We start from the raw sequence: 18,739 nt of genomic DNA, 5'->3' as shown, positions 1-18,739 counted from the left end.
CACCACCATTATCCACATTCTTAGAACGGAAAGTAACATCATTACCATCAAAAATTGCTTTATTCACAGCAACATTACCTTCAGAGTAAATAGCACCACCACGAGTAACCGCAGTATTATTAATGAACTTCACACTGTTAACTATTAAAGAAGCACCATCCTCAACATAAACACCAGCACCTTTATCGGCATTACCATTTGATAAAATAATTTTATTCAAAGTTAATGTAGCTCCATCGACAACATTAAATATTCTAGAATATTTTGCAGCGTCAATTTTAGCTAAAATATCCTTATAATAATAGCCTGTGATAGTTAAATCCTTATTAATTAAAATACCATTAGCAAAATTATCTTTTTCTTCTTCTGTTTGAGTAATTTTAGATTTAACGATTTGTATTTCTCCACCATTAACCAAATTAATTAAATCATTTAATTGTGTAAAAGTAGTTAAACCATCCTTATAGAGAACACCATTATTATCAATCGCATAATCACCAAAATTATCAAAATTGGACGGATTGGATAAACTCAATCCTAATGTACCCTCATTATAAATTGCAGCATTACCATCGCCAATAACAGTAGCATTAATTAAAGTTAAAGTAATGCCTTTTGCAATATTGAACACCTTACCATTATTGGAAGTAATAGTATGACCAAGCATATCAATAGTTATGGATTTAGCAACAGTAATTCCATTTGCAAATGTTTCTTCTTCACTTGCCAATTTTGTAACATCACATGTTACCCTAATTTTAGAAGCACAATTATTAATTAAAGTTTGTAAATCCGCAAAAGAAGTAGGAGCATAATAAACAGTACCCGATTTCACAGAAGGAATTTCACCAGAACCAATATTAACATTACCATATAGAGCACAGAAAATTTCTGCATTCTCATTATCATTAACATTGATAGTACCTACAACATTTATAGCACTATTATTAAAAGAAGAACCAGAAATATCAGCAGCATTTTTAATATATAATCCATAAGAGCGAGAAGTATTATTGGTGAAATTTGAATCAATGACAGTTATTTGTTTATCACTATAAATTGCACCACCAAATCCTCCTCTATTATTTCTTTTTCCATTGAATGTCTCAGAATTAGATGCACTAGCTGTATTATTTATAAAAGTACAATCAACAAATTTAGCATTGGAATTTGAAACAGCACCACCATAAACAGCAGAATTATCTTCAAAAATACAATCTGAGACTACACATTCCCCAGCAGTTTCATATACTATACATAATGCACCACCATGAGCATTATTATCCTTTGTACTTCCAGTACCTTTAGCATTGTTTTCTTTAAAAGTACAATTGGATATAGTATAAGTTCCATCAACAATATCAATTGCACCTCCATTAAATGCAAAGTTATTCACAAAAGCAGTATTTCTTATATCCAATACACCTTTATCAAATAAAATAGCTCCACCATAAGATCCGCTATTGTTTGCAAAATAAGAATTAGTTATAATTACAGAACCATCATTATAGCTTGCTAAAGCAGCACTAGACAAATCACCTGCGTAATTTCCAGTTCCACCACGGTGCACGATATTTTTTAAGTTATTTGTAACTCTACAATCATCCATTATTATAGAACCGCCATCATTATAAATAGCAGCACCTCCCCAACCGTTAAAATGCCGGTCAGTTAAATCATTACCATCAAAAGTAGAGCTACTCACATATATGGAACTAGACTTAGCATTGTAAATCGCCCCACCACTTTCAGTAGCAGTATTATTTATTAATTGAGAATTAACAATGTTTAAAACTCCACCATCATTGTAAATTGCTCCACCTTTTTCATTATTACCATTAATTAAGGTTACACCAATTAAAGTCAAAGTGCAACCAGTATTCACCTTAAAAATTCCACCTTTTTTATCTGCATCAATTTTGTGATTGTTACCTATAATTGTAACATCTTTAGTAATTGACACATCACTATCTCCATCTACCCGTTTATAGTCGGAAGTTAAAATTAATGTACTTCCGTCATCATCGATAGAGTTTTGAAGTGAGGTGAAATCACCACTTCCATCATCAGCCAATACCTCCCCATCTGATGCTCCAATACCTACATCAGATTTCGGCAGTGCCAATTCAGGATCCAAATCCATGTCTGCTGCAGAAACAGCAGAAATCGACAATATCATTACTAAAAAGCAAAATAGTATACTAACCGATTTCTTCATAATTAACCACATTTTAATTTTTTTGAATATATATAAAAAAACAGCTAAGCTATTTTTAAAAAAAATTATATATACACACAATATTTATCTTAAACATAATATATAAACAATTTGGTATTTTTTAAATAATCTTCAACAATAATACCCTGCAATAGCCACTTATATTACAATATAACAAAAAATAGACAATCCTATTAGGAAAAAACAATATTTATACTAATTTATTTAATTTTAAATATAAATAGCGTTAATATATATTATAAAATATTATTAACAAGTGTTTATTTTTAAAAAGATAAATTAATAAAATACCCTCCACATATTATAATATCATGAGAATTATTTTAGCAGGAACCGGCAGTGCAGTTGGAAAAACCACAATCGCTACTGGAATAATGAAAGCTTTAAGTGAAAAATATAATGTTCAGCCATTTAAAGTTGGACCGGATTACATTGATCCATCTTACCATACATTAGCTACAGGAAATGTTTCAAGAAATCTTGACTCATTTTTTATGCAAGAAGGACAAGTCAGAGATTCCTATCTAAAAGGAATGAATGGAAAAGACATTGCCATTATCGAAGGAGTAAGGGGATTGTATGAAGGAATTGATTCTGTAAACGATATTGGAAGTACCGCTTCTGTTGCAAAATCATTGAAAGCACCAGTAATCTTAATTATCAATTCTAGAAGTTTAGTTAAAAGTGCAGCAGCAATTGTATTGGGTTTTAAAGCATTAGACCCCGAAATCAACATTGCAGGTGTTATTTTAAATAAAGTTAAAAACCAAGCACATTACGAAAAAACTAAAAGATCAATTGAAGAAATAACAAAGACAGAAGTTATTGGTGGAATCATACGTGATAACAATATTTCCATTGAACAAAGACATTTAGGTCTTGTTCCTGCTCGTGAAAGAGAAAATTCACTTAAATTCATTGATTTATGGTCTGAAGTTATTAAAAATTCAATTAATCTAGATAGATTAGTTGAAATTGCAAAGACTGCACCAGAAATCACATCAGACATTACTCCAATTTGGAATAAATTAAACAAACAACCTGTTAAAATAGGAGTTGCTTATGATGAAGTATTTAATTTCTACTATAAAGAAAATATTGAATCATTAGAAGCAAATAATGCTAAAATAGAATATTTCTCACCATTGAACGATGAGGAGTTACCTGATGTTGACGGATTGTACATTGGTGGAGGATATCCCGAACTATTCACCAAAGAACTTAATGCAAATCAGAATATGCTATCCCAAATCAAGAACTTTCACCTAGAAGATAGACCTATATTTGCCGAATGTGGTGGTTTAATGTACCTTATGAATTCCATCCATGAAGATGCAATGGTAAATGTATATCCTTACAAGTCAGTTTTAACAGATAGAGTACAAGCATTAAAGTACACAATAGCTGAAGTTAAAGAAGACAACATAATTTCTAAAAAAGGTGAAAAATTCCACGGACACGAGTTCCACTACTCAAAAGTTCTTGTAGATGACACAAATATTAAACACAAACTAGCATTCAACATATTGAGAGGAAAAGGAACTTACAATAACCAGGATGGATTCATGGAAAGAAATACACTTGCAAGTTATATCCACACCCATGTAGCTGCTATGCCTAACTTTGGTGGAAACCTATGCATTTCTTCATTGGAACTTGGAGGATAGAATGAATATTAAAAAGATTGATTTTTTTAACCCATTAATAGTTGTAGTTGCAATTATCATCTTTTTGGCAATGGGTTATGCAGGATCATTTGACTACAGATTTGAAGATCCACTAAAAATGAGCGTATTTTTGGTAGTCATTTCTGCAAGCATAATCTTTGCAGCAGGATTTTTAGTTGTGAATCATAAAATTACAGTTGAAAAAACCAAAACAATCAATTTCCTATCTGAAAAACTATTGGTCATTCTTGTTTTAATAGCTCTAGTATTGCAAGCTTTAAATATAGTATTAATTGGAGGAATTCCTCTTTTTAATAGTGTTTTAAAGTCAAATGCAACTACAAACATCTGGAGAATCGCTTATCCATTATTCCTGATAATGATAAACATCCTCCTTGCAAAATACTATGATAAAAAATACCTAATTTTAGTTGCTCTTGGAGCTTTAATATTTGGCCTCAACGGATATAGAACCTCAGTTTTAGGAATTTTAGGAAGTTCCTTTATTACACTTTATTATCTCGATAAAATATCCAGAAAAGTGGGAATCATATTTATTGCAGTAATGGTTCTAGGATTCATGGCAATAGGATATATTGCATCACAATCTATAGCAAATCAGCATTGGACATTGAATCCTGCTCAATTGATATTATACAGAGCAGCATTTACACTTGAAGTCTTTGAAAAAATAATTCCGCTTGCAGGAACAACAAATGGACACATATTAAGCATGATTTTTTCATCTGGAAGTCCCAGAACATTTGTTGGAGAATATGTCCTACATTATACAGTTTGTCTTACTTCAACAATATTCGGACCTGCAACACTTGACTTTGGATTTATAGGCCTTGCAGTTCAAATGCTATTTATGGGAATATTCTTAGGAATATTATATAAAATAAAAGAAGAAATTGGAGTTGGAATTTACTCCATTATTTTAACACACACATTAATTTGGATAGAAACCGGACCAACCGATATCATGATTTGGTTTTTATATTTACTTGGATTAATTTTAATAATTATTAATTGTAATTATATTAAATTAAACAAAAATTAATATAATTAAGATAATTAATGAAATAAAGAATATGAATGTTCCTTTAACTATGAAATCTCTATTTCTATCTGTGTAGAGAGATAAACCATATGAAAGGAGCAATGCCACAATCATCTCTACTAATCCACTTATTCCAGCATCTACTTTTAGTAGATTTCCTGCAACATATGAAATAATATATGAAACTGCTACAACTAAAATAATTAAAACTATTGGATTTTTAATTAATTTATTCAATAATGAACCTTCACCGAAAGCATTTTTTCTAGATTCATAATTATACAAGTTAGTTACACCACTAGTCAAACTGCCACGACTTGATTTTGAACCGCCTCTGTTTAAGATAGATGAAAATCCAGATTGTCTATCTTCATCAATTTGCCTATATAATGTATTTTTATAAACAGCAGGATTGCTATCTCTTCTGCTCATTAAATATTCCATATCTGAAGCATCGTAAGTATATTCAGGGTATTCTTCTTCAATATATTGGGATGCTCCTCCATCATAAGGAGTATTGTCCAATGTAGTCTGAGAAGTTCTATCTTGATATCTTTTAGCAAGTTCAAGTAAATTATCCCTATCAACTAATTTAATGTTTTTACGAAGAGCATAGTTCTTTGCTTGATCTGAAAAATAAGATGAAGAAACAATAGTAACTTTAGAAGCTTTAATACTTTGTTGAACTTCTTCCATTTCTCTTAATACATCGACTCCAATTCTAAAATCCTTATCATAGTTTTTACATGCTACAACAACACCAAAATCACCAATAGTAGTAGGTAAAATAGCATATATATCTATAACTTTCTGAGATGTTTTAAAATTCTTATAAACTTTAAAACCAGAGTCCTCCATTACTTTAGCTATAAAATTAATTAATTGTGGTTTTTCCAAGTTTCCACCCGTTGTGTTTTTTGCAGTTAATATTATAATTTATACAAAAGATTGTTATTAAACTTTTTTATATAGTCCTAAAAATATAAAATTATTTTAACAAGATTAAACTTTAATATAATTATGAAAGCACTATTAAGTAATGATGATGGAATAACCGCTTCAGGAATTCTGGCTTCAAAAAAAGCCATGGAAGATTTATGTGATACTTATGTTATTGCACCTGAAAGACAACAAAGTGGAATAGGTCATGCATTAACCCTATTCGAACCATTAAGAGTAAATGAACATGTTTTAAGGGACGGAAGTATTGGATATGGAATAAGTGGTACACCAACTGATGCAGTAACAATAGGCCTATTTGAAATAATGGATGAAAAACCAGACATAATGATTTCAGGAATAAACACCGGTTTCAATATTGGAAAAGCAGAGTTAACAACATCCGGAACATTAGGAGCTGCAATTGAAGCTGCAAGCTTCAGTATTCCAACAATTGCAATTTCACAGGAAGTAACCCAAGACGACATTAAATTTGAAAATGGGCAAGTAGAAGTAGATTTTAATTTTGCAGTTAAAATGCTTAATAAATTAGCAAAAATAGTATTAAAAAAAGGATTACCTGAAGGAATCGACTTATTGAATGTTAATGTTCCTGCAAACCCTTCAGATGATGAATTTGAAATTGTGACATTAGGAGATAGAATGTATTCACCAGTAGTCGAACAACGCTTAGATCCTCGTGGAAAACCATACTATTGGATAGATGGTGACCTCTACGAATTAAATAAACCTGGAAGCGATGGTTACGAATTGAAAGTGAAACAAAGAACTACAATAACACCTATAAAAATAGATCAAACTGGTGATATGAACTTAATAAGAGAATGGTTAAAATAAAATACTTATAAATTTAAATCTTTAAGTATTTTATCTCTTTCTTCTCTAAGTTGATTTAAAATCTTTTCATCAGTACATCCATCTCTTTTTAATTGAGCTATTGTACGAGTAATAGCTTCTAAATTACTTTCTAATTGATTAATTGCCATGGTATATAGTATAAATGTCAAACTATATAAATATGAAACATCAAAATAAAAGTAGAATAATCAAGGATTGAAAAAAATGAGTCAAGATAAAGATAATGTAAATAAAATGTTTAAACAATTTAAAAATAAATATGTAACTGTTGATTTAAGAGGAAACTATCAAAGTGAAGGAAAAATAATCGCGATTGACAATTACTTAAACATCATCCTTGAAAATGAAAATGGTTTAGAAACCGTCAAAGGCGGAAATATTATTTTTATTAGTGTAAAAGAAGAATAAAGTTATGAAATATTAACTTCAATACCTAATATTTCTTCTTCACCATTGTAAACATCCATTGCTATTTGAGCTGCACCAATAGCTCCAGATTCTTTTGAGATTACTTTTAAAGGATACTTATTTTTGAAATACTTATTAATTTCATCTTCGAAATTAAATGGTTCAGTTGCACTTCCAATAGAACCTGTAAGTACTATTCCTTCAATTTCGTTTTCACATACAACATCAAGACCTGCAATTTCCATTGCAACAGTCATAATTAAAGTGTCAATAGCTAATTTTGCTTTTTCATCCCCATTTCTATAGTTTTCCAAAAGGATATCTTTCATATTAGCTACTTTACCATCGATTCCAGCGATTTTGATTGCTCCAGCATGTGAAAAGCATTCATTTGCAGATCTTCTACCTTCATCAATATCTCTAATCATTTCAAGGTCAATAGGTCCATGAACAACACCCATAGCACCTAAACATGCATCAATTGCACCTTTAATTTTACCATCTTCAATTAGGATATCAACACTGTTAGATGAAATATCAGCAACAATAAAATTAGACCATCCAGTTTCTTTTAAACCATTATAACAAATGCTGACTTTTTCAGGACTAGCTTGATGAGAATAAGCTGCATTGAATAATTCATTTAAAGAAGTAGAATCTTTATGAAGACCTGGAATCATAATTGAATCAATATCAAGAGATTCTAATTCTGAGAATACTGAAGTTCCCCCTCCAGTAACTTTTCCAGCACCTTTAATTGATAAAATTCCCCTATCTTCAACTTTATTTGTTGGTAAGATCTGGTTTATTCCATCACCCATTGCATAGGTAATAGCCATTAATTTTACATCTTTTAAGTCTACACGTTTTGTTATTTCTTCAGTTGCAGAAACTAAACCTTTTTTACTTTCTTCCCTTCCGATTTTAAAAACTTCAAGCACTTCGCCTTCATCAGACATTATACAAAAAGAGATTCCAGTAGTTCCATGGTCCATTCCAATAAATACCACAATAACCACACTATAAAATAAATAATTAAATAAAAAAAATAGTAAAGGATTAAAAAGACTTAATCGTCTTTTTGTAATCCACAAGCTTTTCTTAATCTTTCACCGACAATTTCGATTTCTTTTTGACCTTCAGCAGCTCTCATTTCTTTTAAGTTAGCACCGTCGGTAGCATTTTCATCAGCAAATTGTTTTTTGAAAGTTCCATCTTGGATTTGTTTTAAAGCAGTTCTCATACCTTCTTTTGCTTCTTCAGTAATGATAGTTTTTCCCCTAGTTAAACCACCATATTCAGCGGTGTTACTTACATCATGCCACATTCCAGCAAAACCTTTTTCATAGATTAAATCTACAATGAGTTTTACTTCATGACAGGTTTCGAAGTAAGCGATTTCAGGTTGGTAACCAGCTTCAACTAAAGTTGTGAATCCTGCATTGATTAATTCAGTGATACCACCACATAAAACAGTTTGTTCACCGAATAAGTCAGTTTCAGTTTCTTCTTTGAAAGTAGTTTCTAAAACACCAGCTTTGGTTAAACCACATGCTTTTGCCATACCTAATGCAAGTTGTAATGCATCACCAGTTGCATCTCTTTCAACTGCAACTAATCCAGGAATACCGAATCCTTCTTCGTAGGTTCTTCTTACCATGGATCCAGGTCCTTTAGGTGCAAACATGACAATGTTTACATCATCAGCAGGGTCAATTAATCCGAAGTGGATGTTGTAACCGTGAGAGAATGAAATAGTGTTTCCAGATTCAACATAAGGTGCAATTTGTTCTTTGTAGACACCTTCTTGGATTTCATCAGGGAGTAAAATGTGAATAATATCAGCTTCTTTTGCTGCATCTTCGATAGTTTTTACAGTCATGCCATCTTCTTGAACTAAATTCCAAGAGCTTCCATTTTCTCTTACACCAACAATGACATTTGCTCCACTATCAGCCATATTTCTTGATTGTGCTCTTCCTTGAGAACCATATCCAATTACTGCAATGGTTTTTCCTTCAAGAGCATCTGTATTTACATCTGCATCGTAATACATTTTCATTTAAAATCATCTCTTTATGTTTTAATTAATTAAATAAAATTGAATTAGAATATTATAAAATATTCAATATTATATATTAATTTTTTAAATATATTAATGTTTAGATTATTATAAATCGAACTATTAAAAAAAATAGAAAATAGATGATTAGTAACCATCTACTAAAACTTTTAATTCACCAGTAACAATGTCAATAATAAGACCATGTACAGGTACATCAGGAATTAATGGGTGGTTTTTGATTTTTTCTACAACGTTTTTAACGTTTTCTTCTTCATCATCAAATCCGCCAATCCATTCAGCCAAATCATAATTATCGATGTCTTCTTCTTTAATGCCTCTTGCAAGCATTTTTTCTTTTAAAGCTTCAGCATCTGCACCTGCCATACCACATTCAGTATGACCAACTACTAATACTTCTTCAGCTCCGAGGTTGTATAAAGCTGCTCCAATTGATCTGATTGCATCTTCTCCAACGATGGAATTTCCTGCGTTTCTTACAATTTTAGCATCTCCTCTTTCAAGACCTAATGCAGGTTCAAAGAAGTCAATTAACCTACAATCCATACAAGTTAAGATAGCTAACTTTTTTTGTGCATGGTGAGACAATTCTACGCCTTCAAAGTTTTCAACAAATTTCTTATTATCTTCCAAAACATTTTCTAATATAGTCATTTTATACACCCCTAGCCATTGCAGTTAGGCCAGTTCTTGAAATCTTTTTGATTCCATAACCTTTTATTAAAGATATAAATGCATTGATTTTTCTTATATTTCCAGTGAGCTCAATCATTAATGTTTCTTCAGTAACATCAACAATATTTGCTCTGAAAATATCAGTATACTGTATTATTTCAGCTCTTGCTTTTTCATCAGGAACATGAACTTTAATAAGACATAATTCCCTTGCAACAGCAGTTTTAGTAATATCTTTAATCTTGATAACATCAACTAATTTATTTAGCTGTTTTGTGACTTGTTCGAGACCACATTCATCTGCATTAACAGTAATGACCATACGAGATAGTCCTTCTACTTCTGATACACCAACTGTAATACTGTCAATGTTAAAGCCTCTTCTATTAAATAATCCTGCAATTCTTTGTAAAACCCCTGGTTTATCTGCTACTAATGTGGAAATAATATGATATTGTCTATCCATTTAAATCACATCCTTTTCAAGTCTATATTCACCAATCATTTCGCTAATTCCAGCTCCAGGAGGAAGCATAGGTAATGCCTCTTCAGAATCAACTACAATATTCAATAACATTGGTTCATTATCTTTAATCGCTTTAGTTAAAACTTCTTTAGTTTCACCAGGTTTTTCTATTCTAGCTGCATTTACTCCAAAACTTTCTGCTAATTTAACAAAGTCAGGACTATTTCCAAGTAAAGTTTGAGAGTGTCTTCCATTGTATAATAAACTTTGCCATTGGTAAACCATTCCTAAGGTTCTATTTTCTAAAACAACAGCAATAACAGGTAAGTCATATTCACGGATGGTAGCCAATTCCTGACAAACCATTAAAAATCCACCATCACCATTGATTGATACAACAGGATCTTCTGGACAAGCTACTTTAGCACCAATAGCTGCAGGGAATCCGAATCCCATGGTTCCAAGTCCACCAGAAGATATGAATTTACGTGGTTTTTGGGTTTCAAAGAAATGTGCTGCCCACATTTGATTTTGACCTACATCAGTAGTTAAGATTGATTCAGGAGTCATAGCTTCTGCTATTTCTTTAATAACAGTTTGTGGTTTTAAAGGAACATCAGAATATGTTGTTCTTGGGCGTAATTCTTGTTTTTTATCTTTAATCATTTCAGCCCATTTATTTACATCATTAGAAACTTCATGACCACCTAAAAGGTCATTTAATGAAGACAATACATTACGTGCATCTCCTACAATCGGCAAATCCATTTCAACATTTTTACCAATTTCTGCAGGATCAATATCAATATGAATAACTTTGGTATCAGGGACAAAACTGTCTAATCTACCAGTTGTCCTGTCTGAGAATCTAATACCAATAGCAATTAATAAATCAGAATCATTAATATAATCATTAGAAACTTTTCTACCGTGCATACCAAGCATACCTAATGCTAAATCATCAGTTTCATCAATAGCACCTTTACCTAAAAGGGAAGTCATAACAGGTGCATTAATTGTATGTGCAAGTTTTTTTAACTCACAACATGCATTGGATATGATTACACCACCACCAGCCAATATCATTGGCTTTTTAGCTTCTTTAATCATTTCAAAAGCTTTTTTAATTTGTCTTATATTACCTTTAGTTGTTGGGTTGTAACCCGGTGTGTCAATTAATGAATCATCAAATTTAGTAAGTTCCGCTTCCTGAATATTTTTTGGAACATCAATAACAATAGGACCTGGCCTTCCACTAGAAGCTATTTCAAAACTAGATTTAATCATTGAAGGAATTAAATCTGGATTTTTAGGTTGGAAACAATGTTTAGTGATAGGCATGGTGATTCCAATAATATCTGCTTCTTGGAATGCATCATTTCCAATTAATTGAGTAGGAACTTGTCCAGTAATAGCCACTATTGGAGAAGAATCCATATATGCTGTAGCAATACCAGTTACAAGGTTTGTAGCACCTGGACCTGAAGTTGCCAAACACACACCCACACGACCTGAAGCTCTTGCATATCCATCTGCTGCATGAGCTGCGCTTTGTTCGTGTCTTACTAATATATGCTCCATATCTGCATCATATAACATGTCATAAAATGGTATGGTTTGTCCACCAGGGTAACCAAATATTGTTTTAACCCCCATATTTTTTAGGGATTCAATTATCGCTTCTCCGCCTCTCATTGTAAAAACCTTTTATCTATTATAATTTAAAATATGGGCATAAAAATATATATAATTATTGAAATAAATTTAATGTATCTAAATTGTGTTGATACTATGGCGATAACAAAATATATTTGTCACAGAAAACCTGAGAGAAGTTTCCATATCCATGGTCATCAGTTCCCAGTTTGTGCAAGATGTACCGGATTCTATACCGGACTGCTTGTTTATTTGATCTATACTTTGATTTACAAACACGGTTATGACCTAAACATGTTGATAATCTCAATAATTTTAATGATTCCTGTGGCAATTGATGGTTTCACACAATATTTTGGCCTCAGAGAAAGTACAAATAATTTAAGATTTATAACAGGTTTTATAGGCGGAATAGGACTAATAATATTCTTAAAAATAATTATAAGGTGGATTTTATATGTTTTGTAGAAATTGTGGTGAAGAAAATCCCGAAGAAGCAATATTTTGTAGAAATTGCGGAACTAAATTAAAAGAAGAAGAAATTAAAAAAGCAACTGTAATTGAAACACCAATACAGCAAAATAACAATTATAACAATCAACAAACAACCACAAAAACCTCCAAGAAAAATGACGGATCAGATTGGATTAGTTGCTGTTTATGTTTAGTTGGAATTTTTATTATCTTTGCAATAATAGGATCAATATAAAAAAAGAGTAAAAGTTGAAAGAATTTAATCTTTCATGTAATAATATAATACAGCCTTTTGAGCATGCATTCTGTTTTCTGCTTCATCAAAAATAACGGATTGTGGTCCATCAATAACTTCAGCAGTTACTTCCTGACCTCTGATTGCAGGTAAACAGTGCATGAAGATAGCTCCATCATTTGCTATACTCATTAAGTCAGAATTAACTTGGAACGGAGCAAAATCAATTTCTCTTTGTTTTGCTTCAGCTTCATCACCCATACTTACCCAAACATCAGTATATACTACATCAACATTTTCAAGTGCAACACCAATATCATCACTTACAATAATTTCAGTATTGTTTTCAGCTGCATACTCTTTTGCAGTTTTTAAGATATCTTCAGAAGGTTCATAACCTTTTGGACAAGCAACAGACATATTCATTCCAAGGAGAGGGGCAATTAATAAAAGGGAGTTACATACGTTGTTTCCATCTCCAACAAAACAGATCTTTTTACCTTCCCAATCACCTAAATGTTCTTTGATTGTTAACATGTCAGCTAATGCTTGGCAAGGATGCTCTAAATTGGTTAATCCACTAATAACAGGAACATCAGAATGTTTAGCTAATTCAATTACATCATCATGTTCAATAGCACGAATCATTATTCCATCAACAAAACGGCTTAAAACTTTTGCAGTATCTGAAATTGGTTCTCCCCTACCCATTTGTAAATCATTAGAAGATAAAAATATTGCCCTTCCACCTAACTGATACATTCCAACATCAAAAGAAACCCTAGTTCTGGTTGATGATTTTTGGAAAATCATTGCTAATACTTTATCTTTGAGTGGTTTTTCTTCCATTTCGCCTGCTTTAATTTTAGAAGCTAAATCTAAAATATACTTAACATCATCTTTAATGTCTGTAACTGATAATAAACTATCCATTAAAATCCCCTTTTATAATAGTAAAATAATCTATTTATTAATAATATATATTAAAGTTATCTATTCATTCCATTTTAAATCTAATATCTCTAATTGTAGATATTACAGGAACCAATAAGAACAAATAAATAAAATTACTTGAAACATTGAAATTTAAAAGACTAACAACAATTGTTAAAGCCATTATCATTCCAAAAGTCTTATAAACATAATTTCGCTCTTTTTTAGAAGGAGTATTTTCAAGAAAATGCATTGAATTCGCATAACGATACATTAACAAAAATGAAAATATTGTCAATATAATATTAATTCCAAAAATAACCTCAGATAAAAAGAAATGAGAGTAATGTCCAATTATTGAAGTTGTAAATGGAACAAAAGATATGCAAATTAAGAATAAGATGTTCAACCATAAATATGGAATATTAAGATTATTTAATTTAATAAATTCTTGATGATAAATCCAAAAGGAACTCAGTAAAACAAAACTAACAATTGTAACTCCAATATTTGGAGCTAAACTTAAGAAAAATGATACAAATGTAGAATAATTTGCAATTTGTAATTCTGGAAGTGCAATACCAAATACCAAAAGAGTCATTACCATTCCAAATATTCCATCAGTAAGACCCATCAATCTTCCAGGATCAATATCAATATTTTTCTCTAAAGCTTGTTTGAAACGTTGATAAAAGCTTAATCCTTCATTAAATCTATTTAATTTTTCAACATCAAAATTATCTTCAGTTATATTATATTTATTAACTAAATAAGAAGCAAACTTATTCAACTTTTCTACTTCTTCTTCAGATTGAGCATTTTCTTTTAAATACTCTAATTTTTCAGATAATTCTGCTTTTATTTCATCCAAGTCTTTAGATTTATTATCCATAAAATCAAAAAAAAGAAAAAAGAAATTTAGTTTAAAATTTCTTTCATGTGTTCAACACGTTTGTTAACAAGTGCAGTTGTACCGACATCTTTTCTGTGGTAAACATTACCTTTAACAAATCCGCATGCTTCTTCAGCTATTTTTTCAGCTTCTTCGATAGATTCACCGCTAGCTACGATACCTAATGCTCTTGAACCAGACAAGTGAATTCCATCATCTTCAGCAGATACTGCTGCATAGAATACTTTAGCCCCTAATTTTTCAATAGCTTCTTCATCCACTTCAACTAATTCTCCAGCGAATTCAGTTTCAGGATATCCATCAGGTACGATGTATTTACATACGCTAGCTTTATCTTCAAATTCAACTTTATCTAATGTACCATCAACAATTGCTTGACATACATCAACTAATGGAGTTTTAAGTAATGGTAAAACGTTCATTGCTTCTGGATCTCCGAATCTTGCATTGTATTCAATAAGCTTAGGTCCATCAGCAGTTAACATGAATTGACCATATAAGATACCTTTGTATGGTTCTGCTTCTTCAGCAATAGCTTTTAAAGTAGATTCCATGATTTTTACAGCTGCATCATAGTCTTCTTGAGTTAAAAATGGTAATAATCCGCCAACATCAGAGTATGAACCCATACCACCAGTGATTGCACCTACATCTCCTTCAAATGCATGAGGATGATCTTGAGCTGCAGGCATTGGAGCCAAGTGTTCTCCATCACAGAATGCTTGGATAGTAAATTCTTCACCGATTAATCTTTCTTCAATAATTACTTGAGCAAATCCACCCATTACATTATCAATTACTTCACATGAGTATTCTTTTGCTTCTTCATTATCTTTTAAGTGGTCACCGACAATTTTTACTCCTTTACCACCATTTAAACCAACAGGTTTTACTACGACATCTCTGTCAAATTCATCTAAAAATTCAGAAACATCAGCAGAATTATCAAATACTTTGTAGACAAGTGATCCTTCGATTTCATAATCTTCAAAGAGTTTTCTCATGAATGATTTATCAGTTTCAATTCTTGCTGCACTTTGAGTTGGTCCAACACAGCTAATTCCATTTTTTTGAAGTTCATCCACAATTCCTTTTCCGAGAGGAGCTTCAGGACCAATAAATGCAATGTCAATGTCATTTTCAACAGCATATGCTGCTACTTTTTCAACTTCTCCTTCATTGCCTTGTTTAAATTCAGCAATTTTGGACATACCAGGGTTTACCTTACTCATGTAACAGTATAACTCCACATCATCTTTTAAAGCATCAGCAATAGCATGTTCACGAGCACCAGTTCCAACAACTAAAACTTTCATAATATAGTCTCCTATTAGTTTATATTTATGTCAGTGAAAATATTTATATATTAACAATTGCATATACAAGTGTATAATTGCATATGCAAGAGTGAGAGGAAAAGTATATGGAAAAAAATTCAAATATAGAAATGATTACAGGAGACCCTAAAAAGGCAATCAACAAATTATCAGTACCAATCATTGCCAGTATGTTTTTAATCTTTACAAACAACATTATTGACAGTGTTTGGGTAGCAGGACTTGGTGCAGACCCATTAGCTGCACTTGGATATGTAACACCATTATTTATGGTTCTTATAGGAATTGGAAACGGAATAGGTGCCGGTGGTAACTCATTAATTTCACGTTACATTGGAGCTGAAAATAGAGCATCAGCAAATAATGCTGCAATACATAATCTAATTTTAGGAATAATATTGTCAATAGCTGTTTCAGCAATTTTACTTACATCTTTAAAACCATTACTCATAGTCATGGGAGCTGAAGCTGTTTTAAGCTATGCAATGGAATATGGAGTTGTAATTTTTGCATTTTCATTTGCAATGTTACTTCCACCAATTTTTGGAGGAGCATTTAGAGCAGAAGGAGATGTTAAAAGAGCAACAATACCACTTGCAATCGCAGCGATAACCAATATGATTATTGACCCAATTTTCATCTATATATTAAATTTAGGAGTTGCAGGTGCAGCATGTGCAACCGTTATTGCACATATTTTTGCAGTAGCTTCAATGCTTTACTGGATGTTTATTAAAAAGGACACATATCTTAAATATAATCATGAAAGCTTTAAAAATGATTTAACAATGTATAAAGATATTTTAGTTGTTGGTATTCCAGCTAGTTTAGAACAATTAATCTTATCTGCATTAACAATTGTTGTTAATTTCATGCTTACACTTGTTTCAGGACCAGTAGCAGTAGCTGTTTATACCGCAGGCTGGAGAATAATAAACATTGGAATGCTTCCAGCAATTGGAGTTGGAACTGCAGCAATATCCGTTTCAGGAGTTGCATTTGGAGCTCGCAAATATGAAAATTTAAGAGTGACTGCAAGATATGCAGTAAAAGTAGCATTAATAGCTTCAATTATTGTTTGCATCATTTTAAACATTTTTGCAAATCAAATTGCATACATTTTCTCATATTCTGCAAGCAGTGCTCAATTAGAACCATTAATTGCAAGTTTCTTACAGATTATGTGTTTATTCATCTTATATGTACCATTTGGAGCAAGTGCAGGAAATGTATTCCAAGGTGTTGGAAAAGGAACAATATCCTTCCTGTTAACAACATTTAGGGAATTTGTTCTCGTGTTAATATTTGCATATGTACTTGGATTTACATTCCATATGGGAGAAATAGGAATTTACTACGGAATGCTTTTAGGTGGAGGAATTGGATCTTTAATATGTTATGCATGTATTGAACTATATATCAATAAATTAATTAAAAACAGGGATCACAATGTTTCAGGATAAGAAACCAGCAGCAGCATACATTTCACTACTTCACAGAGAACATGCAAAATACATCAACGAGCATGTGAAAGAAGAAGACCTGAGTTTTGGTCTTCATCCTCTTTTAATTATAATCTATGAACAAGAAGGAATAAATCAAGAGAAACTAGCAGAAATCTTACATTTAAATGAAAGCACAATTACAAGAAACCTTAAAAAACTTGAAGACAAAGGATTTATTGAACGGGTTAAAGACAAAAGAAAAAAAATTATGAAAGTAACACCCAAAGGTAAAAAAACCGCACAAAAAGTTATAGATTACGATTATGAATGGGAAGAAGAATTTAAACATAATTTTACAGAAGAAGAATACAATGATTTCTTAAAATCACTTGAAACAATTTGTGAGGAATTATTATGAACCAAACAATAAACGACTTAAAAACCAGAAGAAGTATCAGAAAATTCAAAGATGAGCAAATATCAGACGAAGATTTAAAAACAATTTTAGAAACAGGAACTTATGCACCAACCGCAAGAGGAATGCAATCCCTAAGATTGTTGTAATTCAAAACCCAGAAACAATTAAAGAATTATCTGCATGGAACAGAAGCTATTTCCCTGTTGATGTACCTGAAGACATGGACCCATTCTATGGAGCTAAAACAATATTAATCGTTTTAGCAGATGGAAAAATGCCAACATTTGTTGAAGATGGAGTTAGCGTATTAACCGTTCTTGTCAATGCAGCTCATGCAATTGGTGTTGGATCTTGCTGGATTCACAGAGCACGTGATGAATTTGCATCTGAAAAAGGAAAAGAGTTACTTAAAAAATGGGGAATTTCTGAAACCTATGAAGGAATTGGCCATGTAGCTCTTGGTTATCCTGATATGGAAGCACCAGAACCATTACCTAGAAAAGAAGATTACATCCACTATGTGGATTAATTTTTTTATTTTTTTTAAAATTAAAAAAAAGATGAGTTAATTAACCCATCTACATTTTTTCAGGTGCACATACACCTAAAATATCTAAAGCGTTTTTAATTGTAGTTTTAGCTCTGTCAACTAAAATTAATCTGGTGTCTTCCACATCAGATCCAATTACTTGTTCTGATTTGTAGAATTTATTAAATGAACCAGCTAAATCTTGACAGTATTGTGTTACATTGTGAACTCTTTGTTTGTTAGCACAATCTTCAACAACTTGTGGGAATTTAGCAATTTGTCTAATTAAATCTTGTTCATTTTCATTAGGTACCCAGTCATCGCTGACAGTTAAAGCAGAAATGTCTTTAGCAGATTTTGAGAGTAATTTGCATGCTCTT

At 31.6% G+C, this 18,739-nt stretch carries 22 protein-coding genes; 10 read left to right on the top strand and 12 right to left on the bottom strand.

Going from position 1 to position 18,739, the window contains the following annotated elements:
• The coding region (locus MR875_05625) for a hypothetical protein (protein ID MCI6994315.1) at positions 1 to 2,218 on the bottom strand (2,218 nt) is incomplete at its 3' end.
• A gap of 332 nt (positions 2,219 to 2,550) precedes the next feature.
• On the opposite strand from MR875_05625, the gene cfbB reads away from it, so the two are divergent.
• Together cfbB and MR875_05615 are read left to right on the top strand one after the other, a co-directional pair.
• Positions 2,551 to 3,906 (top strand): Ni-sirohydrochlorin a,c-diamide synthase, encoded by a 1,356-nt coding sequence (gene cfbB / locus MR875_05620; GenBank protein MCI6994314.1) that lies wholly within the window; start codon positions 2,551 to 2,553, stop codon positions 3,904 to 3,906.
• A gap of 1 nt (position 3,907) precedes the next feature.
• Positions 3,908 to 4,969, top strand: coding sequence for an oligosaccharide repeat unit polymerase family protein (locus MR875_05615; GenBank protein ID MCI6994313.1), 1,062 nt, complete (start codon positions 3,908 to 3,910; stop codon positions 4,967 to 4,969).
• Here the strand turns inward: MR875_05615 and MR875_05610 are convergent.
• Positions 4,955 to 5,866, bottom strand: coding sequence for a restriction endonuclease (locus MR875_05610; GenBank protein MCI6994312.1), 912 nt, complete (start codon positions 5,864 to 5,866; stop codon positions 4,955 to 4,957). The two genes, MR875_05615 and MR875_05610, sit on opposite strands and share 15 nt — an antisense overlap.
• Before the next feature lie 123 nt (positions 5,867 to 5,989).
• On the opposite strand from MR875_05610, the gene surE reads away from it, so the two are divergent.
• The gene (gene surE / locus MR875_05605; protein ID MCI6994311.1) at positions 5,990 to 6,766 is read left to right on the top strand and encodes a 5'/3'-nucleotidase SurE; all 777 of its coding nucleotides are present in this window, start codon (positions 5,990 to 5,992) and stop codon (positions 6,764 to 6,766) included.
• A 5-nt stretch (positions 6,767 to 6,771) separates the two neighbouring features.
• Here surE and MR875_05600 read toward each other — a convergent pair whose 3' ends face one another.
• The gene (locus MR875_05600; GenBank protein ID MCI6994310.1) at positions 6,772 to 6,915 is read right to left on the bottom strand and encodes a hypothetical protein; all 144 of its coding nucleotides are present in this window, start codon (positions 6,913 to 6,915) and stop codon (positions 6,772 to 6,774) included.
• Positions 6,916 to 6,991: 76 nt separating this feature from the next.
• Between MR875_05600 and MR875_05595 the strand changes: the two genes are divergently transcribed.
• Positions 6,992 to 7,195 (top strand): LSM domain-containing protein, encoded by a 204-nt coding sequence (locus MR875_05595; protein MCI6994309.1) that lies wholly within the window; start codon positions 6,992 to 6,994, stop codon positions 7,193 to 7,195.
• Between the two features lie 2 nt (positions 7,196 to 7,197).
• On the opposite strand, the gene MR875_05590 is transcribed toward MR875_05595, so the two are convergent.
• The 5 genes from MR875_05590 to MR875_05570 all read right to left on the bottom strand — a co-directional run bounded on the left by MR875_05590 (position 7,198) and on the right by MR875_05570 (position 12,114).
• A complete protein-coding gene (locus MR875_05590) occupies positions 7,198 to 8,205 on the bottom strand; it encodes a methanogenesis marker 12 protein (GenBank protein ID MCI6994308.1) in 1,008 nt (335 codons plus the stop codon).
• 59 nt (positions 8,206 to 8,264) lie between these two features.
• Positions 8,265 to 9,257 carry a ketol-acid reductoisomerase gene (gene ilvC, locus MR875_05585; GenBank protein ID MCI6994307.1) on the bottom strand — a complete coding sequence of 331 codons (993 nt, stop codon included), beginning with the start codon at positions 9,255 to 9,257 and terminating at the stop codon, positions 8,265 to 8,267.
• A 147-nt stretch (positions 9,258 to 9,404) separates the two neighbouring features.
• Positions 9,405 to 9,932, bottom strand: a complete 528-nt coding sequence (locus tag MR875_05580) for a carbonic anhydrase (protein ID MCI6994306.1) — start codon at positions 9,930 to 9,932, stop codon at positions 9,405 to 9,407.
• 1 nt (position 9,933) lies between these two features.
• On the bottom strand, positions 9,934 to 10,419 hold the full coding sequence (gene ilvN, locus MR875_05575) for an acetolactate synthase small subunit (GenBank protein ID MCI6994305.1): 486 nt from the start codon (positions 10,417 to 10,419) through the stop codon (positions 9,934 to 9,936).
• Complete coding sequence (locus MR875_05570) at positions 10,420 to 12,114, bottom strand: acetolactate synthase large subunit (protein ID MCI6994304.1); 1,695 nt, start codon at positions 12,112 to 12,114, stop codon at positions 10,420 to 10,422.
• Between the two features lie 72 nt (positions 12,115 to 12,186).
• Here MR875_05570 and MR875_05565 point away from each other — a divergent pair, with 72 nt between their 5' ends.
• Together MR875_05565 and MR875_05560 are read left to right on the top strand one after the other, a co-directional pair.
• On the top strand, positions 12,187 to 12,543 hold the full coding sequence (locus MR875_05565; GenBank protein ID MCI6994303.1) for a DUF2085 domain-containing protein: 357 nt from the start codon (positions 12,187 to 12,189) through the stop codon (positions 12,541 to 12,543).
• On the top strand, positions 12,533 to 12,784 hold the full coding sequence (locus MR875_05560) for a zinc-ribbon domain-containing protein (GenBank protein MCI6994302.1): 252 nt from the start codon (positions 12,533 to 12,535) through the stop codon (positions 12,782 to 12,784). The genes MR875_05565 and MR875_05560 overlap by 11 nt, the downstream gene beginning before the upstream one ends.
• 24 nt (positions 12,785 to 12,808) lie before the next feature.
• On the opposite strand, the gene argF is transcribed toward MR875_05560, so the two are convergent.
• The 3 genes from argF to purD all read right to left on the bottom strand — a co-directional run bounded on the left by argF (position 12,809) and on the right by purD (position 15,946).
• The gene (argF, locus tag MR875_05555) at positions 12,809 to 13,717 is read right to left on the bottom strand and encodes an ornithine carbamoyltransferase (GenBank protein ID MCI6994301.1); all 909 of its coding nucleotides are present in this window, start codon (positions 13,715 to 13,717) and stop codon (positions 12,809 to 12,811) included.
• 64 nt (positions 13,718 to 13,781) lie between these two features.
• Positions 13,782 to 14,609: a TMEM175 family protein gene (locus MR875_05550; protein MCI6994300.1), complete on the bottom strand. Its 828-nt coding sequence runs from the start codon at positions 14,607 to 14,609 to the stop codon at positions 13,782 to 13,784.
• A 26-nt stretch (positions 14,610 to 14,635) separates the two neighbouring features.
• The gene (gene purD, locus MR875_05545; GenBank protein ID MCI6994299.1) at positions 14,636 to 15,946 is read right to left on the bottom strand and encodes a phosphoribosylamine--glycine ligase; all 1,311 of its coding nucleotides are present in this window, start codon (positions 15,944 to 15,946) and stop codon (positions 14,636 to 14,638) included.
• Between the two features lie 107 nt (positions 15,947 to 16,053).
• Here purD and MR875_05540 point away from each other — a divergent pair, with 107 nt between their 5' ends.
• The 4 genes from MR875_05540 (at position 16,054) to MR875_05525 (ending at position 18,359) form a co-directional block, all read left to right on the top strand.
• Entirely contained in the window at positions 16,054 to 17,430 is a 1,377-nt protein-coding gene (locus tag MR875_05540; protein ID MCI6994298.1) for an MATE family efflux transporter, read from the top strand.
• Entirely contained in the window at positions 17,417 to 17,830 is a 414-nt protein-coding gene (locus tag MR875_05535) for a MarR family transcriptional regulator (protein MCI6994297.1), read from the top strand. Before MR875_05540 ends, MR875_05535 begins: the two co-directional genes overlap by 14 nt.
• Positions 17,827 to 17,976 carry a nitroreductase family protein gene (locus MR875_05530; protein ID MCI6994296.1) on the top strand — a complete coding sequence of 50 codons (150 nt, stop codon included), beginning with the start codon at positions 17,827 to 17,829 and terminating at the stop codon, positions 17,974 to 17,976. The genes MR875_05535 and MR875_05530 overlap by 4 nt, the downstream gene beginning before the upstream one ends.
• Before the next feature lie 74 nt (positions 17,977 to 18,050).
• Positions 18,051 to 18,359, top strand: a complete 309-nt coding sequence (locus tag MR875_05525; GenBank protein ID MCI6994295.1) for a hypothetical protein — start codon at positions 18,051 to 18,053, stop codon at positions 18,357 to 18,359.
• A gap of 49 nt (positions 18,360 to 18,408) precedes the next feature.
• Here the strand turns inward: MR875_05525 and MR875_05520 are convergent.
• A partial coding sequence (locus MR875_05520; protein MCI6994294.1) for an arginine--tRNA ligase occupies positions 18,409 to 18,739 on the bottom strand: 331 nt, incomplete at its 5' end.

Origin of the sequence: Methanobrevibacter sp., assembly GCA_022775905.1 — an archaeon.
Classification (GTDB): Archaea; Methanobacteriota; Methanobacteria; order Methanobacteriales; family Methanobacteriaceae; genus Methanocatella.
Note: the sequence above shows the minus strand (reverse complement) of the source record. Positions and strands in the feature narration are given on the sequence as shown.

Excerpts from the sequence above, each read along its gene's own strand:
- cfbB (MCI6994314.1), top strand. The coding sequence starts at position 2,551 with ATGAGAATTATTTTAGCAGGAACCGGCAGTGCAGTTGGAAAAACCACA.
- MR875_05615 (MCI6994313.1), top strand. The coding sequence starts at position 3,908 with ATGAATATTAAAAAGATTGATTTTTTTAACCCATTAATAGTTGTAGTT.
- surE (MCI6994311.1), top strand. The coding sequence starts at position 5,990 with ATGAAAGCACTATTAAGTAATGATGATGGAATAACCGCTTCAGGAATT.
- MR875_05600 (MCI6994310.1), bottom strand. The coding sequence starts at position 6,915 with ATGGCAATTAATCAATTAGAAAGTAATTTAGAAGCTATTACTCGTACA.
- MR875_05595 (MCI6994309.1), top strand. The coding sequence starts at position 6,992 with ATGAGTCAAGATAAAGATAATGTAAATAAAATGTTTAAACAATTTAAA.
- ilvC (MCI6994307.1), bottom strand. The coding sequence starts at position 9,257 with ATGAAAATGTATTACGATGCAGATGTAAATACAGATGCTCTTGAAGGA.
- MR875_05580 (MCI6994306.1), bottom strand. The coding sequence starts at position 9,932 with ATGACTATATTAGAAAATGTTTTGGAAGATAATAAGAAATTTGTTGAA.
- ilvN (MCI6994305.1), bottom strand. The coding sequence starts at position 10,419 with ATGGATAGACAATATCATATTATTTCCACATTAGTAGCAGATAAACCA.
- MR875_05570 (MCI6994304.1), bottom strand. The coding sequence starts at position 12,114 with ATGAGAGGCGGAGAAGCGATAATTGAATCCCTAAAAAATATGGGGGTT.
- MR875_05565 (MCI6994303.1), top strand. The coding sequence starts at position 12,187 with ATGTATCTAAATTGTGTTGATACTATGGCGATAACAAAATATATTTGT.
- MR875_05560 (MCI6994302.1), top strand. The coding sequence starts at position 12,533 with ATGTTTTGTAGAAATTGTGGTGAAGAAAATCCCGAAGAAGCAATATTT.
- argF (MCI6994301.1), bottom strand. The coding sequence starts at position 13,717 with ATGGATAGTTTATTATCAGTTACAGACATTAAAGATGATGTTAAGTAT.
- MR875_05550 (MCI6994300.1), bottom strand. The coding sequence starts at position 14,609 with ATGGATAATAAATCTAAAGACTTGGATGAAATAAAAGCAGAATTATCT.
- purD (MCI6994299.1), bottom strand. The coding sequence starts at position 15,946 with ATGAAAGTTTTAGTTGTTGGAACTGGTGCTCGTGAACATGCTATTGCT.
- MR875_05540 (MCI6994298.1), top strand. The coding sequence starts at position 16,054 with ATGGAAAAAAATTCAAATATAGAAATGATTACAGGAGACCCTAAAAAG.
- MR875_05535 (MCI6994297.1), top strand. The coding sequence starts at position 17,417 with ATGTTTCAGGATAAGAAACCAGCAGCAGCATACATTTCACTACTTCAC.
- MR875_05530 (MCI6994296.1), top strand. The coding sequence starts at position 17,827 with ATGAACCAAACAATAAACGACTTAAAAACCAGAAGAAGTATCAGAAAA.
- MR875_05525 (MCI6994295.1), top strand. The coding sequence starts at position 18,051 with ATGGACCCATTCTATGGAGCTAAAACAATATTAATCGTTTTAGCAGAT.